17 protein-coding genes and 1 pseudogene are annotated in these 18187 nt (G+C 70.5%); 8 read left to right on the forward strand and 10 right to left on the reverse strand.

Annotated features, from left to right (window positions below):
* From AOK11_RS28765 to AOK11_RS40745, 4 genes are all read left to right on the forward strand, one after another.
* Nucleotides 1–1688 (forward strand): MMPL family transporter (locus tag AOK11_RS28765; RefSeq protein ID WP_055596645.1); only part of this gene is annotated, 1688 nt, incomplete at its 5' end.
* Between the two features lie 147 nt (nucleotides 1689–1835).
* A complete protein-coding gene (locus tag AOK11_RS28770) occupies nucleotides 1836–2387 on the forward strand; it encodes a YbaK/EbsC family protein (RefSeq protein WP_055596646.1) in 552 nt (183 codons plus the stop codon).
* Complete coding sequence (locus AOK11_RS28775) at nucleotides 2384–3193, forward strand: EamA family transporter (protein ID WP_055596647.1); 810 nt, start codon at nucleotides 2384–2386, stop codon at nucleotides 3191–3193. Before AOK11_RS28770 ends, AOK11_RS28775 begins: the two co-directional genes overlap by 4 nt.
* Nucleotides 3194–3276: 83 nt before the next feature.
* Nucleotides 3277–4088, forward strand: a protein-coding gene (locus AOK11_RS40745; RefSeq protein ID WP_420903027.1) for an IS5 family transposase whose coding sequence is annotated in 2 segments (ribosomal slippage) — nucleotides 3277–3609 and nucleotides 3612–4088 — 810 coding nt in all. Because the reading frame shifts where the segments join, the coding sequence is not laid out codon by codon here.
* A gap of 643 nt (nucleotides 4089–4731) precedes the next feature.
* Here AOK11_RS40745 and AOK11_RS28785 read toward each other — a convergent pair.
* On the reverse strand, nucleotides 4732–6180 hold the full coding sequence (locus AOK11_RS28785) for a recombinase family protein (protein WP_055596648.1): 1449 nt from the start codon (nucleotides 6178–6180) through the stop codon (nucleotides 4732–4734).
* Nucleotides 6181–6206: 26 nt separating this feature from the next.
* Between AOK11_RS28785 and AOK11_RS42225 the strand changes: the two are divergent.
* Nucleotides 6207–6329 (forward strand): annotated as a pseudogene (locus AOK11_RS42225) (EamA family transporter); the annotation flags it as partial.
* 137 nt (nucleotides 6330–6466) lie between these two features.
* Nucleotides 6467–6751 (forward strand): DUF1876 domain-containing protein, encoded by a 285-nt coding sequence (locus tag AOK11_RS28790; protein WP_055596649.1) that lies wholly within the window; start codon nucleotides 6467–6469, stop codon nucleotides 6749–6751.
* Nucleotides 6752–6803: 52 nt separating this feature from the next.
* On the opposite strand, the gene AOK11_RS28795 is transcribed toward AOK11_RS28790, so the two are convergent.
* The 6 genes from AOK11_RS28795 to AOK11_RS28820 form a co-directional block, all read right to left on the reverse strand.
* A complete protein-coding gene (locus AOK11_RS28795) occupies nucleotides 6804–7994 on the reverse strand; it encodes a serine hydrolase domain-containing protein (protein WP_055596660.1) in 1191 nt (396 codons plus the stop codon).
* An 80-nt stretch (nucleotides 7995–8074) separates the two neighbouring features.
* Entirely contained in the window at nucleotides 8075–8527 is a 453-nt protein-coding gene (locus AOK11_RS28800; RefSeq protein WP_055596650.1) for an organic hydroperoxide resistance protein, read from the reverse strand.
* 105 nt (nucleotides 8528–8632) lie between these two features.
* Nucleotides 8633–9094 (reverse strand): MarR family winged helix-turn-helix transcriptional regulator, encoded by a 462-nt coding sequence (locus AOK11_RS28805; protein ID WP_055596651.1) that lies wholly within the window; start codon nucleotides 9092–9094, stop codon nucleotides 8633–8635.
* A gap of 78 nt (nucleotides 9095–9172) precedes the next feature.
* Nucleotides 9173–9940: an energy-coupling factor ABC transporter ATP-binding protein gene (locus tag AOK11_RS28810; RefSeq protein WP_055596652.1), complete on the reverse strand. Its 768-nt coding sequence runs from the start codon at nucleotides 9938–9940 to the stop codon at nucleotides 9173–9175.
* Nucleotides 9928–10689: a cobalt ECF transporter T component CbiQ gene (gene cbiQ, locus AOK11_RS28815; RefSeq protein ID WP_055596653.1), complete on the reverse strand. Its 762-nt coding sequence runs from the start codon at nucleotides 10687–10689 to the stop codon at nucleotides 9928–9930. Before cbiQ ends, AOK11_RS28810 begins: the two co-directional genes overlap by 13 nt.
* A gap of 1 nt (nucleotide 10690) precedes the next feature.
* Nucleotides 10691–11815 (reverse strand): energy-coupling factor ABC transporter permease, encoded by a 1125-nt coding sequence (locus AOK11_RS28820; RefSeq protein WP_079035148.1) that lies wholly within the window; start codon nucleotides 11813–11815, stop codon nucleotides 10691–10693.
* 197 nt (nucleotides 11816–12012) lie between these two features.
* Here AOK11_RS28820 and AOK11_RS28825 point away from each other — a divergent pair, with 197 nt between their 5' ends.
* The gene (locus AOK11_RS28825; RefSeq protein WP_055596654.1) at nucleotides 12013–12384 is read left to right on the forward strand and encodes an SsgA family sporulation/cell division regulator; all 372 of its coding nucleotides are present in this window, start codon (nucleotides 12013–12015) and stop codon (nucleotides 12382–12384) included.
* 84 nt (nucleotides 12385–12468) lie between these two features.
* Here AOK11_RS28825 and AOK11_RS28830 read toward each other — a convergent pair whose 3' ends face one another.
* The 3 genes from AOK11_RS28830 to AOK11_RS28840 form a co-directional block, all read right to left on the reverse strand.
* Nucleotides 12469–14139, reverse strand: a complete 1671-nt coding sequence (locus AOK11_RS28830) for a penicillin-binding transpeptidase domain-containing protein (RefSeq protein WP_055596655.1) — start codon at nucleotides 14137–14139, stop codon at nucleotides 12469–12471.
* Nucleotides 14140–14280: 141 nt separating this feature from the next.
* A complete protein-coding gene (locus AOK11_RS28835; protein WP_055596656.1) occupies nucleotides 14281–15933 on the reverse strand; it encodes a penicillin-binding transpeptidase domain-containing protein in 1653 nt (550 codons plus the stop codon).
* 230 nt (nucleotides 15934–16163) lie between these two features.
* Nucleotides 16164–16745: an HD domain-containing protein gene (locus tag AOK11_RS28840; protein WP_055596657.1), complete on the reverse strand. Its 582-nt coding sequence runs from the start codon at nucleotides 16743–16745 to the stop codon at nucleotides 16164–16166.
* A gap of 93 nt (nucleotides 16746–16838) precedes the next feature.
* Between AOK11_RS28840 and AOK11_RS44110 the strand changes: the two genes are divergently transcribed.
* Nucleotides 16839–17018, forward strand: a complete 180-nt coding sequence (locus AOK11_RS44110) for an ATP-binding protein (RefSeq protein ID WP_206188949.1) — start codon at nucleotides 16839–16841, stop codon at nucleotides 17016–17018.
* Nucleotides 17019–18187 lie beyond the last annotated feature (1169 nt).

The raw sequence follows: 18187 nt of genomic DNA on the forward strand, positions 1-18187 counted from the left end.
TCACCTTCGGCTCGCTGGTCGCGGCCGGTCTGCCCCTGCTCACCGCGCTCATCGGCGTCGGCATCGGCGTCGCGGGCATCACCGCGCTGGCCTCGACGCTCGAACTCGGCTCCACCACGTCCATCCTGGCCACGATGATCGGCCTCGCCGTCGGCATCGACTACGCGCTGTTCATCGTCTCCCGCTACCGCGCCGAACTGGCCGAGGGCCGGGAACGCGAGGACGCGGCGGGACGCGCCGTCGGCACCGCGGGCTCCGCCGTCGTCTTCGCCGGTCTCACGGTCGTCATCGCCCTCGTCGGCCTGTCGGTCGTCAACATCCCGATGCTCACCAAGATGGGCATCGCCGCCGCCGTCACGGTCGCCATCGCCGTCCTGATCGCCCTCACCATGGTCCCGGCGCTGCTCGGGTACGCGGGCCGCAGGGTCCGCGCGGCGGGCGAGAAGGGCAAGCGGCGCGGGCGCGAGGCCCGCGAGGACGAGGAGAAGGGGAACGAGACGGCGAAGGAGAAGGCGCAGCGCCCGAACATGGGCACCCGCTGGGCGCGCTTCGTCGTACGGCGCCCCGTGGCCGTTCTCCTGCTCGGCGTCGTCGGCCTCGGCGCGGCGGCCATCCCGGCGTCCTCCCTGGAACTGGGCCTGCCCGACGACGGCTCACAGCCGACGTCCACCACCCAGCGCCGCGCCTACGACCTGCTCTCCGAAGGCTTCGGCCCCGGATTCAACGGCCCGCTCGTCGTCGTGGTCGACGCCAAGAACAGCGACGACCCGGACGCCGTCTTCCGGCAGACCGGCGACGACATCAAGGCACTCGACGACGTCGTCTCGGTGAGCCCGGCGGCACCCAACAAGGCCGGTGACACGGCGACGATCACCGTCGTCCCGGACTCCAAGCCCTCGTCCGTGGCGACCGAGGACCTGGTGCACGACATCCGGGACGCCGGCACGGGCGTCAAGGCCGACACCGGCGCGGACGTCCTGGTCACCGGTGCCACGGCGATGAACATCGACGTGTCGCAGAAGCTCAACGACGCGCTCGTCCCGTACCTGACCCTGGTCGTCGGGCTGGCGTTCCTGCTGCTGATCGTGGTCTTCCGGTCGATCCTGGTCCCGCTCAAGGCGGCCCTCGGATTCCTCCTGTCGGTGATGGCCGCGCTGGGCGCCGTGGTCGCGGTCTTCCAGTGGGGCTGGCTGTCCGGCCTCATGGGTGTGGAGGAGACCGGCCCGGTCATGTCGATGATGCCGATCTTCATGGTCGGCGTGGTCTTCGGACTGGCCATGGACTACGAGGTGTTCCTCGTGACCCGGATGCGGGAGGCCTACGTCCACGGCGAGAAGCCGGACGAGGCCGTGGTGACCGGCTTCCGGCACGGCGCCCGGGTGGTGAGCGCGGCCGCGGTGATCATGATGGCGGTCTTCGCCGGCTTCATCGGCTCCAGCGAGTCGATGGTCAAGATGATCGGCTTCGGTCTCGCCATCGCCGTCTTCTTCGACGCGTTCGTCGTCCGCATGGCGATCGTGCCGGCGGTACTGGCTCTGCTGGGCAAGAAGGCCTGGTGGCTCCCGAAGTGGCTGGACCGCGCCCTGCCCAACGTGGACGTCGAGGGCGAGGGCCTGCGCACCGAGGGCGACGCCGACGCCGGCGAGAAGGGCGGCAGCCCGGACGACCGGGACCTGGCCCGCGTCTGACAGACAGCCGCACCACACCGCAGAACCAGCCGGTGAGGGCCCCGTGGGGACGGGGAGCCCTCACCGGCTTCCCCGTGCGCCCGACGTGCCCGCCGACGGGGACAACTCGGTCGCCCGCCCCCTGCGGCGACCGCTAGCGTGCCCCGCATGACGACAGCCGCCACTGACAACGAGGGCTCCGCGGCCCACCCCCGATTCGCCGAGGCCCTGCGGGAGATGGGGCTCGCGGAGGTGATCGGGCAGGTCCGGCGCTTCCCCGACGCTGCCCGTACCGCCCCCGAGGCCGCCGCCGCGATCGGCTGCGAGCTCAGCCAGATCTGCAAGTCGCTGATCTTCGCGGCATGGGGGTCCCCCCTGCTCGAGGGGAGTCGAGGGCTTGGGGGAGGTGTACCGGTGCTGGTGCTCATGGACGGCGCTTCCCGGGTGGACCTGGAACGGGTCCGGCAGGAACTCGGCGCGCAGAAGGTCACCCGCGCGAAGGCCGACGTCGTACGGGAGACCACCGGGTACGCGATCGGCGGCGTACCGCCCTTCGGGCACCGCACCACGACCCGTGTCCTCGCCGACCGCTCCCTCCTCGACCACGAGCTCGTGTGGGCGGCGGCCGGCACCCCGTACACCGTCTTCCCGATGGAACCCAAGACACTGATCGCCCACGCCGGCGGCATCCTGGCGGACGTGCGCGAGCGCTCCGAGTGACCCCGCTGGTCACCGCGGCCGTCCTGCTCGCCGCGGTCACCCACGCCGGCTGGAACGCCATCGCGCACAGGATCACCGACAAGCTGGTCGGGTTCGCGCTGATCTCGGGCGGCGGGCTGCTGATCGGGCTGGCCATGGTGCCGTTCGTGCCGTTCCCGGCGGCCGGGGCGTGGCCGTACCTGTCCTGCTCGGCCGCCATTCACATCGCGTACTACGCGCTGCTGATGAAGTCCTTCCGGCTGGGCGACTTCGGCCAGGCGTACCCCATCGCCCGGGGGAGCGCGCCCCTGGTCGTCACCGTCCTCGCCGCCGTCTTCGCGCACGAGGTGCCGGACGGCTGGGCCGCCGCCGGGATCGCCCTGTCCTGCGCGGGCCTGACCGGCGTCGCCCTGTGGGGGCTGCGCGGGCACCGGCCCGACTGGGCGGCCATCGGAGCGGCGCTGGCGACCGGACTGACCATCGCGGCGTACACGGTCGTCGACGGCCTCGGCGTCCGCGCCTCCGGTTCCCCCCTCGGCTACATCGCCTGGCTGATGGCGATCCAGGGCACGGTGATCCCGGCCTACGCCCTCTGGCGCTGGCGGCGGCGGGCGGGCGCCCTGCTCCGGCCGCACGCCGGCCTCGGACTGCTCGGCGCCGCACTGTCGGTCACCGCGTACGCACTCGTCCTGTGGGCCCAGACCCGGGCCGAGCTGGCTCCCGTCGCGGCCTTGCGGGAATCCTCGGTCAAGTCCTGCTCATGCAGTAATAACTTGGCTGGTCAGGGGGCTGGACGTCGAGTAATAGCTAAGGCGTGGGCCTTTTGAGCCCGCTTAGAGCTCGTAACACGATCTTGTTGCAGCGTGCTGGTGGGGCGTAACCGGTGTGAGGATTCGGCCGTTCGCGGGGTATGGGTACTCGACCGTGGATCGTGGACGATGAGCTGTGGGCGATGATCGAGCCGCTGCTGCCGCCCTGGCCGGAGCGGTCCCCGGGGCCACGACCGGTGGCGGATCGGCTCTGCCTCCAGGGCGTCCTGTTCGTCCTCTACAACGACATAGCCTGGCAACTCCTGCCCCTGGAGCTGGGGTTCGGCTCGGGACAGACCTGCTGGCGCCGCCTGGACCGCTGGCAGAAAGCAGGAGTCTTCGACCGGCTGCACCGGGTCCTGCTCGCAAATCTGAACGCGGCCGGCGAACTCGACTGGTCACGTGCGTGCGTGGACGGCTCTCACATCCGCGCGAAAAAGGGGGCGCCGACACCGGTCCGTCGCCGGTCGACCGGCGGAAAACGGGCAGCAAACACCACCTGATCTGCGACGGCCGCGGCACCCCTCTCAAGGTCATCACGACCGCGGCCAACGTCAACGACGTCACCCAGACCCTCGCCCTGGTCGACGGCATCCCGCCCGTCGCCGGCCGCCCCGGTCGGCCCCGCCGCAGGCCCGAAGCCCTGCTCGGCGACAAGGGCTACGACTCCAACGCCCACCGCGCCGAATTGCGTCGCCGACGGATCCTGCCCGTCATCTCCCGCAAGGGATCACCGAACGTTAAGGGCCTGGGCAAGCTCCGCTACGTCGTCGAGCAGACCTTCGCCCTGCTCCACCACTTCAAACGCCTCGCCGTCCGCTGGGAACGCCGCACCGAACTCCACGACGCCTTCATCTCCCTGGCCTGCAGTCTCATCTGCTGGCGACGGCTTCGGAGACCCAGAAACGACTGACCGGTGTCAGAGCAGGCCAGGGCCCCAGCGGGCTGCTTCAGAACGTTGGTACCCTCCGCATCTACGGCGAGGCGGGGGAGACGATCATGGGAGCCGTGCCGTCGACTCCTCCGAGCCGCTGGTTCAGAGGAACTGGCCTTGGTGTCCTCTTCGGTGGGCTGACCGCGGTGGTATCCACTCCTGCCATAGGGAGTGCATGGGCTGCTTGTGACATCGGCAACGGCGTAACCAATGGCATGACCTTGTTGTTTCTTGCGCCTCTCATATGGATCGCCGCTGCGGTTCCGTGGGTGATCCTGCACAGCACCCTCGGAAGACGTCACCGCAGGACAGCCCTGACTGCAGGGCTCATCTTCACCCTGTGGTTCACCTGGTTCCTTGTCACCTGGCTCGGCATGCCGGACTCCTACCCCGCCCCATTGTGCCCGGGCAACGTCCCACCCTGGTGGCCGAGCTTCATCCCGGCATGACTCCGGCGTAGCCCGTGAACGACCTCGGCACCGGCAACCTACGCAACAACGCCCCCGACCAGCCGCGGCACGCCAGCAAGATCGTGTTATGAGTTCTATGGTGATACGCAGGGGAATCGTAGCGTCCAGGCTGCTCGTCGCAAGAGCGATGTGCCTGCTGCCGTCCATGCTCATCAGTCCAGCGGGTTCGGCTTGATGTCCACCCGGTCGGTGTCGAGCCCCCTGCCCTTCCTCGTCGGCGGGCGGACAAACACGGCGGCGAACAGGAACCGGTAGATCGCGTTCATGCGTGCATAGTCCTCCGCCTTCTCCAGCCTCTCCCAGTTGGCCTCGGCGTCCGGTCCGGCGATTCCCTCCAAGACGGCGACAGGCCGCTTGACGGTCTTCCGCTGCCGCTCTTTCATCCGCTTGACGATCGGCGTGCGCATGGCTTGAAAGTCGGCGGTCGTGAAGTCGTCGTCGTTGAGCCACAGCTCCTTCAGCTCCCGCAACTTCTCGCGGTCCTTCTCGTCCGCGATGACGTCGGCCTCGGGGCGCGTGGTCGTGGCGGGCTCGTAGCCGGCGGTGTCCAGCTTGGTCAGGACCTTGATCGCCACGTCCCGTACGAAGGCTTCCAGTGGCTCGGCTGAGATGGACCGGTTGCACTTCTGCTGGTCGGTGTTGTCGGCGCGCATGCATCGGTAGTAGGCGTACCGGCCGCTGTTCGTGCCGCCCATGCGGGCGCCGCATGTGCAGGTGGCGACTCCGCGCAGGAGGTAGTTCCGAATGGGGCGCTTCTTCGTGTCCTGGTGCTGTTGGGCGCGGTACTCCCGGAGCCGCTGGACCTCGTCCCACTGCCCGCGGTCGATGATGGCGGGCCATGTCCCGACGGCCACTTCCTCGCCCAGGTGGAACCGCAGCCCGGCCACGAAGTGGGACGACAGCAGATGCCGAACGTTCTCGGGGTTCCACGCCTTGCCCTTCGACGTGGGGATGTCCCGGGCGACGAGATCTTGAGCTATGGCGTGCGGCGACTCTCCGTCCAGATAGCGGCGGTACACCTCGCGGACGATCTCCGCCTCCTCCTCGACGATCGCGCGGCCGTCTCGGGTGTAGCCGTACGGTCGGTTGCCCACGTGGGGCCGGCCTTCGCGGGCGTGGTCCTTCAGGGCGTCCTTGAGGCGGCGGGACGTGTCGTCGGAAGACCGGCACGCGTGGGCGACCTCGATGCGGAGGATGAAGCGGTCGTCGGGGTCCGAGAGATCGCGGCGGTTCGCCTCGCCGTGCAGCAGGACGCGTTTGTCGTCGGCGATGGAGAGCAGCTCTTCGAGGTCCTTGGGCTGCCGCATGAGACGGTCGGGGTGGTAGACGATGACGTGCCGGATTTCTCCGGCCCCCATCGCCTTCAGCATTGCTTCCCATCCGGGGCGCTTGCGGTCGCGCTGCCAGGCCGAGCGGTTGTTGTCGACGTAGATGTGCGTCGGCTCGACGCGGAGCTGGAGGCGTTCGGCGATGTCCCGGCAGATGCGTTCCTGTCGGTCGACGCCGGTCTGGTCCTCGTCCCTGGTGTGGGAGATGCGGCAGTAGATCGCTGCGGGCTCGCCTGGTGTGACGGTGGCCCTGGCTAACTTGGGCCGGGTCATGCCAATCACTGTATGAGCCGGGTATGACATCGATCATCGTCGGTGCGGCGATCGGGGCCCTGTTCTTCAAGGAGCGCTTCGGCGCCCCGCGCATCGCCGCGGCCGGGCTGCTGGTCGTCGGGATCGGGCTGATGCTGCGCGCGGGGTAGGCCGGGCGGGCTGCTCCGACGTCCGCACGTGGGAATGGACCGCTCGTCCCAGGAGCGCGTCGCGCGCCGGGCAGGTGCGCCCGGCCGGTGCGGGGCGCACCCTGGAACCAGGGAGCATGTTTCCGGAGGTGACTGTCATGACGCACACCATGCGCACCACCGTGGGGTGGCACGTCGAGATGGAGTTCATGGAGGACGGCCAGCACACGCGGGCGGCGGCGCTGGTGCGCCTGCCCGACGGGACCGAGGTGCGGGGCCACGGGCACGCGAGCCGGCACCGGGTGGACGAGAACCAGCCCAGGGTCGGGGAGGAGGTCGCCGCGGCCAGGGCGCTCAACGAACTCGCGATGCAGCTGCTGACCAAAGCGCACGACGAGATCGACGCGGCGTCGGGCCGCACCTCGCACCCGATCCACGTCTGAGCGACGACATACGAATGACGGCGTACGAGCCGGCGTATGAGCGACGGCCCGGCTAGCCGAGGACGACGGAGCGCACCGCCCGTACCAGTGCCTGGGCTCTCGGGTCCGCCGTCACGGTCCTGCGGAAGCCGTTGGTGACGTAGCCGAAGGCGATGCCCGTCTCCGGGTCGGCGAAGCCGAGGGAGCCGCCGCGGCCGGGGTGGCCGAAGGAGCCCGGGGCCAGGAAGGGCGACGCGCCGCCGTGCAGCATGTAGCCGAGGCCGAAACGGGTGCCGACGACCAGGACGCGGTCCGGGCCCGCCGACTCCTCGGCGCGGGCGCGTGCGACGGTGGCCGGGTCGAAGAGGCGTACGCCGTCGACCTGCCCGATGAGCGAGGCGTAGAAGCGGGCCAGCCCGTCCGCCGTCGCGATGCCGTTGGCCGCGGGGTGCGGCACCGCGCGGAACTCCGGGTCGTTGTGGTCGGGGAACGGGTCGATCGCGGCGAAGGCCCGGCGGGTGACGGAGGCGGGGTCGTCGTAGGCCTCGGTGACCGAACGCTTGGGCCGGGCGCGCAGCGCGCCGGACGGCTCGGGCCCCTCGACCGGGCCGACCCTGCCCACCCGGCCGGCCTCCGCGTCCGGCAGGCCCAGCCAGAAGTCCAGCCCCAGGGGAGCGGCGATCCGTTCCGCGATCCACTCACCGGCGCCCCGGCCCGACACCCGCCGTACCAGCTCGTCCAGCAGCCAGCCGTAGGTGAGGGCGTGGTAGCCGTGGTCCGTGCCCGGCTCCCACACGGGCGCCTGGGCGGCGACGGCCTCGGCGCCCCGCAGCGGGTCGAGCGCTTCCCGAGGGGTGAGCGGGCGGTCGAGGAGAGGGAGCCCGGCCCGGTGGTTCAGTAGGTGCCGGACCAGGACCCCTTCCTTGCCCCGGGCCTTGAACTCGGGCCAGTAGTGGCCGACGGGCGCGTCCAGGTCCAGCTCGCCGTACTGGTGGAGCAGCAGGGGTACGGCGGCGGCGACGCCCTTCGTTGCCGAGCGCACGACCTGGGCCGTGCCCCGCTGCCACGGAGCGGTGCCGTCGCCGTCGGCCTCGCCGTCGGTACCGCCGTCGACGTCCTTCGTGCCGGCCCACAGGTCGACGACCCGCTGCCCGTCCCGGTACACGGTGACGGCCGCGCCCCGCTCCCCGAGCGTCTCGAAGTTCCGGACGAACGCTCCCCGGACCGGTTCGAAGCCCTCGGCCACTGTGCCGTGCACATCCACGCCCACGTCCGTCGGTCCCTTCCACGCGCCTGCGACAGTGGGTGCAACCGCCGCCGTCCGCCTGCGATTCCTGGGCCGTGCTAGCCGAGCACGATCGTTACGTCGATGTTGCCGCGCGTGGCGTTGGAGTACGGGCAGACCTGGTGGGCCGCGTCCACCAGCTTGGTCGCGAGGTCGGGGTCGAGGACCGGGAGGGAGACGCTCAGGGCGGCCGCGAGGCCGTAGCCGCGCTGCTTGTTGGGGCCGATGCCGACCTTCGCGGTGACCGCGGAGCCGGTGAGGTCGTAGCCGGCGCGGTTGCCCACGAGGATGAGCGCGTTGTGGAAGCAGGAGCTGAAACCGGCCGCGAACAGCTGTTCCGGGTTGGTGCCGTTGCCGTCGCCGCCCAGCACGGGGGGCATCGCGACCTTCAGCTCGAGGTGGCCGTCCTGGCTGGTGACATAGCCGTCCCGGCCGCCGTGCGCGGTGGCCTCGGCGACGTACATGATCTTCGTCGGGCGGGTGTCGGTGGCGACAGCGGTGTCGTCAGTCATGGCTTGCCTTCCCCGGATCAGGTGTGCGCAAATACATCGTGCACAAGGTACTGGCCGGTAGTAAGTCGCTGCCGTCAGGGGGGAGTTACTGTGGGTAACCCGTGGTCAGCGGGACCGCTCCGCTGCCGCCTCCGCCCGCCGGGCCAGTTGCCGCAGCTCCTCACGCAGTCTCACGACCTCGGCACCCTTGAGCCCGGTCGCCGCGAGCAACGTGCCGGGCACCCGGGCCGCGCGCTCCCGCAGTTCCTCCGCGCGTCCGGTGCACGCGATCAGCACCGAGCGCTCGTCGTGCGCCGCCCGCTCTCGGCGGACCAGACCCGCGCCCTCCAGCCGTTTCAGCAGGGGTGACATCGTGCCGTAGTCGAGACGCAGGGCCGACGCCAGCTCCTTGACCGTCGTCTCACCCCGCTCCCACAGCACCAGCAGCACCAGATACTGCGGATACGTCAGGCCCAGCTCGTCGAGGAGCGGGCGGTACGCGGCTGTCACCGCGCGCTGGGCGGCGTACAGCGCGAAGCACAACTGTTCGTCCAGCAGCAGCGAGCCCTCGGTCTCCTCGTTGGTCACGCGCCCATTGTCACGGACGGCCGGGAGGCACGGGCACCCGGGCTTCAAGGATGGCCGGGAGTCGCGGACGGCCGTGTGTCACGGACGGTCGGGCGTGGCCGCCACCGACCGTGGGTCGAAGCCGAAAGGCAGTTCCAGGCGGTGTGCGCGCATCAGGGCGTCGTCGGCGAGCAGGTCGGCGGTCGGGCCGTCCGCTGCGATGACGCCGTCGCTGAGGATCAGGGCGCGCGGGCACAGCTCCAGGGCGTACGGCAGATCGTGGGTGACCATCAGGACGGTCACGTCGAGCGAGCGCAGGATGTCGGCGAGTTCGCGGCGGGAGGCGGGGTCCAGGTTGGACGACGGCTCGTCCAGGACCAGGATCTCCGGCTCCATCGCCAGCACCGTCGCCACGGCCACCCGCCGGCGCTGGCCGAAGGAGAGGTGGTGCGGGGGCCGGTCCTTGAACCCGGCCATGCCGACCAGGGCCAGCGCCCGGTCGACCCGCTCCTCCAGCTCCTGGCCCCTGAGCCCGGCCGCCGCCGGACCGAACGCCACGTCCTCCCGCACGGTCGGCATGAAGAGCTGGTCGTCCGGGTCCTGGAAGACGATGCCGACCCGGCGCCGGATCTCGGCCATGTACCGCTTGCCGACGGGCAGTCCGGCGACGGTGACGGTGCCGGTGCCGCCGGTCAGGATGCCGTTGAGGTGCAGCACCAGGGTCGTCTTGCCGGCGCCGTTCGGGCCGAGCAGCGCGACCCGCTCGCCGCGCGCGATCGAGAAGCCGACGCCGAACAGGGCCTGGTGGCCGTCCGGGTAGGCGAAGGCGAGGCCGGAGACCTCCAGAGAAGCTGTCACAGTACCCATCCCAGTACGCAGACGACGAGGGCGGCGGACGGAAGGGCCAGCGCGTACGACCACTGCGCCCGGGAGACGGTCACTTCGTCGATGACGGGCATCGAACCGGCATAGCCACGGCTGAGCATGGCCAGGTGCACCCGCTCGCCGCGCTCGTAGGAGCGGATGAACAGCGCGCCCGCCGACTTCGCCAGCACACCCCAGTGCCTCAGGCCCCGCGCCTCGAAACCGCGGGACTCGCGGGCGATCCGCATGCGCCGCATCTCGTCGGTGATCACGTCGCCGTATCGGATCATGAACGAGGCGATCTGCACCAGCAGCGGCGGCAGCCTCAGGCGCTGCAGGCCGAGGAGCAGCTCGCGCAGCTCGGTCGTCGCGGCCAGCAGGACGGAGGCGGCGACGCCCAGGGTGCCCTTGGCCAGCACGTTCCAGGCGCCCCACAGTCCGTTGACGCTCAGCGACAGGCCGAGGACCTCGACCCGCTCGCCCTCCGCGACGAACGGCATGAGCACCGCGAAGGCGACGAACGGCACCTCGATCAGCAGCCGCCCCAGCAGGAACCCGGCCGGAACGCGGGCCGCGTACGCGACGAGGCCGAGCAGCACCGCGTACGCCCCGAACGCCCACATCGCCTCGCGCGGGGTGGACACCACGACCACCACGAAGGCGAGGACCGCGGCGAGCTTGGTGTGCGGGGGCAGCGCGTGCACGGGGGAGTGCGCGTGCCGGTACAGCCGGTGGACGTGGCCGCTGCCCATGTCAGACGTCGGTGTCGGCGCCGGCGTGCTTGTTCGCCGGCGGGGCCGTGTCGGTGTCGGGGTCGGAGGGCTTGTTCACCGGCGGGGCCGCGTCGGACGTCTCGCCCGAGCGCCGTCGGCGGACCACCCAGAAGACCCCGGTGCCCGCGACGACGGTGAGGCCGACGCCGATCACGCCCGCGAGGCCGCCGGAGAGGCGGGCGCCCTCGACGTCCTTGACGCCGTAGTCGGCGAGCGGGGAGTCGGCGGCCGCGTGCTCCTCGGCCCGCTCGGCGATGCCGTGGTCGGCGGCGACCCGCTCCAGGCCGTCCGGATCGGCGGAGGCGTAGAAGCTGACGAATCCGGCGAGGACCAGTGATGTCATCAGCCCGGCGATCCAGACGGTGCGCCGGGAGCGGGCGGCGGCCGGGACGGGCACCGGTCCGGTGTCCGGGGCGTCGACCAGCTCGCCGTTCACCCGCAGCTTGAGCCTCTGCTCGAGACCGCGCGCCCCGTACACCAGATCCGGGCGTACGGCGAGGACGGCGCCGACGGTCAGCGCCGTGATCACGGCCTCACCGAGCCCGATCAGCAGGTGCACGCCCACCATGGCGGTGGCGACCCTGCCGATCGAGACGTCGGCGGTGCCGCCGATCGCGTAGATCAGTGTGAAGGCGATCGCGGAGGCCGGAACGGAGACCAGGGCGGCGACGAAGGACGCGGCGGTCACCGAGCGGCGGGTGCGCGGCAGCACCTTCACCAGCCCGCGGAACAGGACGTAGGCGACGACCGTCGTGACGATCGCCATACAGGTGATGTTCACGCCGAGTGCGGTCAGGCCGCCGTCGGCGAAGAGGATCGCCTGCATCAGCAGGACGACGGAGACGCACAGGACCCCCGTGTAGGGGCCCACGAGTATCGCGGCGAGCGCACCGCCGAGCAGATGACCGCTGGTGCCTCCCGCGACCGGGAAGTTCAGCATCTGCACGGCGAAGACGAACGCCGCCACGAGGCCCGCCAGCGGCGCCGCCCGCTCGCTCCCGAGTTCACGGCGCGCGCCGCGCAGGCTCACGGCTATGGCACCGGCGGCGACCACCGCGGTGGCGGCGGACACGGGGGCGTTGATGAATCCATCGGGGACATGCACTGTTCGATGATGCTTGCTCCTGCAAGACAGTCGCAAGAGCGAGTAGTTCGTCTTGGTGCGTCCTTGACCGCGCCCGCTTCCACTCCCGCATCCGTGACCGCTCCTGTACGGAGAGTCGGATTCCGAAATCTGTGCGACATTGGAGGGAGGGCGGGTAGACGGCTTTCGTACAGGTAGCGCACCGTAAGGGGCCACTCATGAACGTAGTCGAGCAGTACGCACGCGCCCAGATCGTCACGGACGCGGACGCCCCCCAGGCCATGGACCGAGGAGCGGTGCCGGTCAGGCTGAGCTACGACCCCGAGCGCGACCCCCGAACCGTGCGGGTGAGGCTGACCGGTACCCCGACGCGCGAGTGGGCCCTGCTCCGTGACCTGCTCGAACAAGGGCTGCGCACCCCCGTGGGCAGCGGTGACGTGCAGGTGTGGCCGTGCGGCCGCGTCCAGACGGTCGTGGAGTTCCACTCGGCACAGGGGGTGTCGGTGGTGCAGTTCGAGACGAAGGCCCTGACGCGGTTCCTGCGACGCACGTACGCGGCCGCGGCAGCCGCCGAACCGGTCCCGCACTGACGGACGGACGGCCCCGCACTGACGGACGGACGGCCCCGCTGATCCGGGAGAGGCCCCCCGGATCAGCCACCGGTAAGTCGCCGGTCAGCCGCCGAGCTTCAGCAGGCTCGCCACGATCGGGCCCGCCGTCTTGCCCCCGTGGCCGGCCGCCTGTACGACGCCCGCCGCTGCGAGGTCCCCGCGGTACGCGGTGAACCAGCCGTTGGGCTTCTTCTGACCGTCGACCTCGGCCGATCCGGTCTTCGCGCCCTTGTCACCGCTCACCCCGGCCATCGCCGTCGCCGCGGTGCCGCTGGTCGCCGTGTACGACATGAGCTGCCGCAACTGCGTCACGGTCCCGGCCGACATGGTGCGCGAGGCGGTGGCCAGCTTCCGGCCGTCCACCTCCGGTGACACCAGGTACGGCTGGTGGAACGCGCCCGCCTTGACCGTCGCCGACACCGACGCCATGTTCAGCGGGTTCATCCGCACGCCGCCCTGGCCGATCAGGGAGGCGGCCATGGGGGCGTCCTTCTGCACCGGCACCGAGCCGTCGAAGGACGAGACCCCGATCTGCCAGTCGTCGCGCGCGAGCCCGAAGACCTGCTGGGCCTGCCGGGTCAGGTCGTCGTCCTTCAGCTCGGGCGCCTGGCTGATGAAGGCGGTGTTGCAGGAGGCGCCGAAGCTGTCGCGGAACGTACCGCCCTTGATCTCGAACTTGTCGAGGTTCTGGAACTTCCAGCCGCCGTAGCTGGAGTACTTCGGGCAGGGGTGCTTCTCGTCGATGGACGCGAGGCCCTTCTCGATCAGCAGCGAGGCCGTGAGGACCTTGAACGTCGAACCCGGGGCCAGCGATCCCTGGAACGCGGTGTTGAACCCGCGCGAGGAGTTCGCGGCGGCGAGGATCTCGCCAGTCGACGCACGCATCACCACCACCGACGCCTTGGCCTTCTTGGCCACCTGCTCCTCGGCCGCCGCCTGGAGCTTCGGGTCCAGCGTGGTCTTCACCGTGCCGGGGATGCCCTTGCTCAGCTCCAGCACGGTCTTGTCGGAGGCCTCCGCCTTCTTGGATTCCTTGCCGCGGACGACCCGCAGCTCGATGCCGGCCTCGCCGCCCGCCGTCTTCCCGTACTTCTCGCGCAGCCCGTCGAGGACCGGACCCAGGGACGGGTAGGTCCCGGTGGTCAGCTCGCCGCCGTCCCGGTCCAGTGCCTTGATCGGCGGGGTGTCCGTTTCGCCCGCGACCAGCTTGTCGCCGTCCTTGAGGTCGGGGTGTACGACCGTGGGCTGCCACGCGACCCGCGGTTCGCCGTCCCCGTCCCGGCGTACGACGGTCAGCTTGCTGTCGTACGCCAGGGGCTCGGCGATCTTCTTGTACGCCACCGTGCCCTTGACGGAGAACGGGACCTCGGCGCCGGTGCGGGCGCCGGCGGTGAGGGTGACGTCCTCGACGCGGGCGTCCTTGGCGTAGCCGGTGAGCAGGGCGGTGGCCGCCTCCGGGTCGTCGGTGGCGTCGGCGGCCTCGCTCACCTCGCCCTGCTGCCAGGCGGTGAGGAAACGGTCGGCCGCGGCGGTGATCTCGGCGGCGGACAGGGGGCCGCTCTTGGCCTTGGCCTGCTGGGTGGCCGAGGTCCGGGTGCCGTCCCCGGTTCCGGACCCGCCCCCGAACAGCGCGTAGGCGCCGAATCCGGCACCCCCGACGACGACGGCGATCACTCCGCCGAGCACGGCGGGGTTGGTCTTCCGTCGCTCGGCGACGCGCTTTCTGTTGCCCACTGCTGTTCGATCCTCCGCAAAGTCCGCCGGGCTGCCGGCCGCACTGTCATGCCGTCATATGGTCATACCGGGCCGATGGGCGTCGATGCGCCCAGGCCAATGACGGACCCAGCCTAGAGTCCCGCCTTCCGCGCGTCGCGGTCAGCCGCCCGCTCGTAGCACAGCTGCGACAATCGGACCGGCCGCGTCGCCGCCGTGGCCGCCCTGCTGGGTCATGGCCGCCGCCGCGACGTCGCCCCGGAAGCCGGTGAACCAGCTGTCGGAAGTGGCGTTGCCGTCGACCTCGGCGGAGCCGGTCTTCGCGCCGATGTCGCCGCCGAGACCGGACATGGCCTGTGCCGCGGTGCCCTGGGTGGCCGTCAGGCGCATCATCTGCTTCACCTGGCTCGCGGTGCCCGCCGGCAGACCCTTCGCCTGCGCCAGCTGCCGGCCGTCGAGCTCCGGGGAGACGAGGTACGGCTGGCGGAAGGTACCGGTGATGGCGGTGGCCGTCACCGACGCCATGTTCAGCGGGTTCATCTGCACCTGGCCCTGGCCGATGGCGTTCGCCGCGCGGTCCGGGCCGCTGACGGCGGGGACGCTGCCGTCGAAGGAGACGACGCCGGTCGCCCAGTCGTCCCGACCGAGCCCGAACCGCTCCTGCGCCTCCTGGGTGAGCGAGGCGTCGGTCAGCGGTTCCTCGTCGATGAGCTTGATGAAGGCGGTGTTGCAGGAGCGCAGGAAGCTGTTGGCGAGGGTGGCGCCCTCGTTCGGCTCCATGCCGGTGAGGTTCTTGAAGGTCTGGCTCTGCCAGGTCGCGGTGGGCGGGCAGGGCGCCGGGCCGTTCATCGAGACCACACCGTTGTCGATGAGCATGGCCGCGGTGATGATCTTCATGGTGGAGCCGGGGGCGACCCGGCCCTGGAACGCCGCGTCGAACCCGTCCTCGCGATGGTTGGCCACGGCCAGCACCTCGCCGGTGCTCGGCTGCACGGCCACCACCGACGACTCGGCGAACTCCTTCACCGCCTTCTCGGCGGCGGCCTGCACGCCCGCGCTGAGCGTCGTACGCAGCTTGCCGGGCTTGCCCTTCGCGAGCGTCACCAGCGTGGAGTCCGCGGCGCCCGCCCCGCCCGCGGAGCCTTCGGCGTGCCGGATCGTCAGCTCGATGCCGGGGGTGCCACCCGCCTTGCCGCCGTACTTCTCGCGCAGGGTGTCCAGGATCGGGCCGAGGGAGGGGTACTCCTCCTCCGTCAGCACCGTGCCGTCCCGGCCCACGGCCTCGATCGGCGGCTGCGCGGTCTCCCCGGTGACCAGGGTGTCGCCCTCCTTGAGCTCCGGGTGGACGACCGACGGCTCCCAGTCGACCAGCGCCCGCCCGGTGGTCTGCCCGCGCACGACGGTCAACTCGCTCTTGTAGGCGAGCGGTTCGGACTTCCCGTCGTACGAGACGGTCGCCTTCACGCTGAACGGCACGGTGGTGCCGACGGGCGTCCCGGGCGTGATCTCGACGTCGGCTATGCGGGCGTCCTCGCCGTAGGCCGCCAGCAGCGGGGCGGCGCCCTCGGCGTTGTTCGTGTACGACGCCGCCCGTGCAGCCTCCCCCTTCTCCCAGGCCGCGAAGAACGTCCCGCTCGCCTTCTCGACCTCCTCCTTGTCCGGCGGCCCGGACTTCTTCGTCACGGCCGCGTCCGAACCGCCGCCGCCCCCGTCGCCGTTCACCGCCGACACGATGGTGTAGACCCCGTACCCGGCCCCACCCACCATCGCCGCGAACACACCACCGATGACGGCGGTCTTGACCCCCTTGCCCATCGGGTGCTTCCCCTCCCCCGCCGGACCCCCACGCCTTCTGAACGTGTTCAGAAAGTTCGGCGAGTGAGCACTCTACGCACAAGGAGTGACGGCAGGGGCGACTGTTTCGCTTTGTTGTCCGAAAGGAGATCGAGGCCGACCGCCACCCCTCACGACCGGATCAACCTCGAACTGCGGAAGGGGAGTTCAGTTCCTGGGGTTCCCCGCACGCCCCGCCCCGTACCGCTTCCTCAGCTCGGCTTCTCGCCGAGTGCCGCGCGCAGCCAGTCCAGCGAGCCGGTCGCAAGCATCGCGTCGGCGAGGTCCTGCGCCGACTTCGTGGTGAGCCGACGGCGGCTGTTGTCGATCCACCGCTGCGCGGTCTCGTACCCCTGGGCCTTGTACTCGATGCCCTGGATCATGCACTCCAGCTTGTCCGCGTCCCGGGCACAGATGGCCTCGGCGCTCTCCTTCGACTCGTACTCGGCGACGAGTTCACGTACAGCCGATGCCACGATCTCGGGCATGCCGTCGACCTGGTCCGCGGTCACCGCCTGCGGATCCGCCGGGGCGGCGTACTTCTTGCCGAGGTGGTTCACGTCCCCGGTCCGGGTCTCCTGGGAGTCGTGCCACACCGCGAGACAGGCGGCCTGCGCGGGGTCGGCGCCCTCCAGCTTCGCGATGATCGTCGCCAGCAGGGCGGTGCGCCACGAGTGCTCCGCCACCGACTCAGGATCCCGTACGCCGGCCATCCACCAACCGGTGCGCTTGGTCTGCTTCAGCGTTCCCGCCTCGTACAGGAAGCGCGCCACAGCGGACAGGTCTTCAGCCACCGTCGGACTCCTTTCACGCCTCGGCGAGGCGGATCGCGTACCGAATGCTTTCCAATTTCCGGCTTCTCCCTCACCCGGACCGGCGAAGAGGCGGTGCGGATCGTCGTCACCGACACCACCCGCATCAGGCCTGCACCGGCTGAACCGTCCCAGGACGACGAGAACGGGCGCGGCCTTCTCCTTGTCGAGGCACTCGCCCACGACTGGGGAAGCACGCTGGTCCGCGGGGGGAAACGAATGTGGGCCGAGCTGCGCGGGGATGACATGCCGTGAGGGGACGGCCATGCAGAGCTGCCGGATGCCGGCCGATTCAGTCCCCGCCGGCAGAGAGCCATGGACTGCGCACACTGTGCCCGCCCGGGAGTGCACGGATGAGTGGGGGAGAGGTGTGTTTTCGGGATTTGCCGTTCCGGATCTGGGGGTGCGTGCGGCAGTGCCCCCCCCACGTGTTCGCCAGGAAACGCCCTGAATCGCCGCCCAGCGGTGGACCCGGCAGCCGTGAGGAACCTACGTCCGGTCTGTGTCGGCGATGAGGTTCGACGTGAGTGCTTCCCCAGGGCGACGCCCCTGCCCGTCGAGCACGGCGCAGCATCTTGGTCGAAGTCCTGGCCGAGGAGCGACGGTTGTGGGGGTGGAGCTGGTTTCTGTCTCTATGACTTCACGTTGATCGGGCCACGTGCGAAGGTGGTGGCCGTGTCGCAGCTGGGTCATCGTCTCCGGTCCTTCAGATTCGCGCTCGGGCTTGTCCCGACGCGCTTCGCTGCATGTCGGGGGCCCGATGGCCCGACTCTGGAGCACGCCTTGGCGGACAACGCGACACTCTGTGGCATCCCTCAGAACCAGGTGATGGTCTATCGGCACCTGTTCCTCGCCAGGAAGTCCGGCACGTGCTCGGAGTGCAGGGTGAAGGCGGTCGACGCCTCGTCCGGGCCCTGAGCCGGGCCATCCGCTGTGAACGGGCGTCCGGCGAGATTCGGAAGACAGGCCCTGAACCGCAGCGACGTCAGAGTGGCAGCCGCTTTCGGGTGCCGCCGAGACCGGCACGCCCGGACAAGCCGTTGGTGCTCAGGGGCGGGACCGGTGAGAGCGTGGGTCGGCGGCGCGAGTGAGGAGGTCGATGACCTGCAGGACCCCGGTCACCTCGGTCGGGGCGGACCGGGAGTCGATTGCTCACGCGCACGTGCCTCGCCTTGACCCGAGTGGGGCGAGCCGATGTGGGGGCAACTGTGCAGCCTGAGCCGACGCTCCGCTTCTGTCGAAGGTGCTGGGAGACAAGGGCGGTCCCGGACGTTGGCGAGACGGGGGCCGCCCTTGGCGTAGCCAGGACGGTCCGGCCCAGCAGGAGGGTTGGGAGCTGCTGGAGTTTGGCTGAGCACGAGTGTGTTCTGGTGTGCATGAGTGAGCGCAGATGGGCGCGGTCACTGCCGGAAGGGGGAATGGGG

The organism is Streptomyces hirsutus (assembly GCF_001418415.1).
GTDB lineage: Bacteria > Actinomycetota > Actinomycetes > Streptomycetales > Streptomycetaceae > Streptomyces > Streptomyces hirsutus.